The sequence below is a fragment of the Neisseria sp. HMSC03D10 genome, assembly GCF_001807625.1.
GTDB classification, from domain to species: Bacteria; Pseudomonadota; Gammaproteobacteria; order Burkholderiales; family Neisseriaceae; genus Neisseria; species Neisseria mucosa.
In genome coordinates this window covers 12,563-14,997 of record NZ_KV789607.1, presented here as the reverse complement: position 1 = coordinate 14,997, position 2,435 = coordinate 12,563, and the positions used below count along the sequence as shown (strand labels likewise).

Below are 2,435 nucleotides of genomic sequence, written 5' to 3'. Positions count from 1 at the left end.
GGATGTCCAACTTTTGGGGTGCAGTTCAAACCCGAAATCTCGGTTTCAGACGACCTTTTTGTTTTTCTTGAATCCACCCGGGGTGGTCGGTATTCAATTATGAAGTCAGCGCAGCTTTGAGGATTTTGTTGACTTCACCCATATCGGCTTTGCCCGCCAACTGGGTTTTCAATACGCCCATGGCTTTGCCCATGTCAGCCATTCCGGAAGCTCCGGTCATGGCGATTACGGTTTCCACGGCAGTGCGGATTTCTTCGGCAGACATCATTTGCGGCAGGTAGCGGTGCAGGATTTCGATTTCGGCATTTTCTTTGTCTGCCAAGTCCTGACGGCCTGCTTCAGCGTAGATGTTGGCGCTGTCTTTGCGCTGTTTGACCATTTTGGTAATGATGGCAATCACTTTGCCGTCATCGGCTTCGGTGCGCTCGTCCACTTCAAATTGTTTGATGGCGGCATTGATGAGACGGATGGTGCTTAAAGCAGTTTGATCTTTGGCACGCATCGCGGTTTTCATGTCTTCGGTTAATTGTGCTTTCAGGCTCATGGGATGACTTTCAGGAAAAGATGGAAGATGGGATTGCACATACTGCCTTAGGGGATTCTCTATTTTTCAGACGACCCCTTGCCTTACAGGTCGTCTGAAAAACAAAACACACCGCAGGTCAAGCCTTGCGGTGTGTTTCGGCATCACAGGGCAGACCTGCAATTGATGTTTAGTACATTTTAGGAGGCAGTTGTTGGCTGCGCAGGCGTTTTTGCAGGCGTTTTACAGCTGCGGCTTTTTTGCGTTTGCGCTCGGTAGTCGGTTTTTCGTAAGCTTCACGGGCGCGTAGTTCGGTCAACAGACCGGTTTTTTCTACGGCACGTTTGAAACGGCGCATGGCTACTTCGAAGGGTTCGTTCTCTTTAACGCGGATTGCAGGCATTTTATTTCCTTTAAATTGAATTCTGGTTTCAAACCGCCGAAAGGGATAAGGATAAAAGGGGCGGTTTGTCAAAAAAGTGGTTGTTTGTATCTCGGGTGTCTTGCGACCGGCGGGATACGCGCCGTGATGTAAACATCACCTCCTAACAAGTCGGCTTGGTGCCAAATATGCCGTCGATGCGGCTGCAAATGAATTGCGGGATTATCTTTGATTAGACAGTTTCTGTCAAGCTGGGGGATTGTCTAAAAAACAGTGTCAGAGTTTCGGAAGCCTTCTTTAAACATCCGACACCAATCGCATTAATTTGCGTATAATGGCGCAACTCCCGATTAACCGACTATGTCAGTAAGGAATACCACACCATGACCTCTATTCATGACCAAATTAAAGAAGTTGTTACCACTCACCGTGTTGTTTTGTTTATGAAAGGCACGAAGCAGTTCCCGCAATGCGGTTTCTCATCCCGTGCCGTTCAAATTCTTAATGCCGCAGGTTGCACCGATTATGTAACCGTTAATGTTTTGGAAAACGATGCCGTCCGCCAAGGTATTAAGGAATACAGTGATTGGCCGACCATCCCCCAACTTTACGTCAACGGGGAATTTGTCGGCGGTTCCGATATTTTGATGGAAATGTTTGAAGCCGGCGAATTGCAAGATTTGCTGAAAGCCTGATGAAATATAGCAAAAGGTCGTCTGAAAAATTTTTCAGACGACCTTTTGCCGTGTTCTGCCTGCTTTTCCGAATATTCAAAAAAAAGTATAATCACACCCATTCAAAAACAATCCGAAGCCTGCCAAATGAACGTAACCGTTATCAATCACCCCCTTGTCCGCCACAAACTCACGCTCATGCGCGAGGCCGATTGCAGCACTTACAAATTCCGCACCCTCACTACCGAGCTGGCGCGCCTGATGGCTTACGAAGCCAGCCGTGATTTTGAAATTGAAAAATACATTATCGACGGCTGGTGCGGTCAAATCGAAGGCGACCGCATCAAGGGCAAAACCTTGACCGTCGTGCCGATTTTGCGTGCCGGTTTGGGTATGCTCGACGGCGTGCTCGACCTGATTCCGACTGCCAAAATCAGCGTGGTCGGGTTGCAGCGCGACGAAGAAACGCTCAAACCCGTTTCCTATTTTGAAAAATTCGTGGACAGCATGGACGAACGCCCCGCGTTGATTATCGACCCCATGCTCGCTACCGGCGGCTCTATGGTGGCTACCATCGACTTGTTGAAGGCGAAAGGTTGCAAAAATATCAAAGCGTTGGTACTCGTCGCCGCGCCCGAAGGCGTCAAAGCCGTCAATGAAGCGCATCCCGACGTCACCATCTACACCGCCGCCCTCGACAGCCATCTGAACGAAAACGGCTACATCATCCCCGGCTTGGGCGATGCGGGCGATAAGATTTTCGGCACGCGCTGATTCGTGATTTGAGGTCGTCTGAAACTGAATGTATGGGTTTCAGACGACCTTTTTTATAGTGGATTAACTTTAAATCAGGACA

General features: G+C 48.9%; 4 protein-coding genes. 2 read left to right on the top strand and 2 right to left on the bottom strand.

Translation table 11 applies throughout. The features are described 5' to 3' along the window. Nucleotides 1–97 precede the first annotated feature (97 nt). Both HMPREF3066_RS10750 and rpsU read right to left on the bottom strand, forming a co-directional pair. A complete protein-coding gene (locus HMPREF3066_RS10750) occupies nt 98–544 on the bottom strand; it encodes a GatB/YqeY domain-containing protein (RefSeq protein WP_003744883.1) in 447 nt (148 codons plus the stop codon). A gap of 169 nt (nt 545–713) precedes the next feature. After that, entirely contained in the window at nt 714–926 is a 213-nt protein-coding gene (gene rpsU / locus HMPREF3066_RS10745) for a 30S ribosomal protein S21 (protein ID WP_002214819.1), read from the bottom strand. Nucleotides 927–1,288: 362 nt separating this feature from the next. Between rpsU and grxD the strand changes: the two genes are divergently transcribed. Together grxD and upp are read left to right on the top strand one after the other, a co-directional pair. Further along, nucleotides 1,289–1,600: a Grx4 family monothiol glutaredoxin gene (grxD, locus tag HMPREF3066_RS10740; RefSeq protein ID WP_003744887.1), complete on the top strand. Its 312-nt coding sequence runs from the start codon at nt 1,289–1,291 to the stop codon at nt 1,598–1,600. Between the two features lie 126 nt (nt 1,601–1,726). Beyond that, on the top strand, nt 1,727–2,353 hold the full coding sequence (upp, locus tag HMPREF3066_RS10735; RefSeq protein WP_003744890.1) for a uracil phosphoribosyltransferase: 627 nt from the start codon (nt 1,727–1,729) through the stop codon (nt 2,351–2,353). Nucleotides 2,354–2,435: the final 82 nt, after the last annotated feature.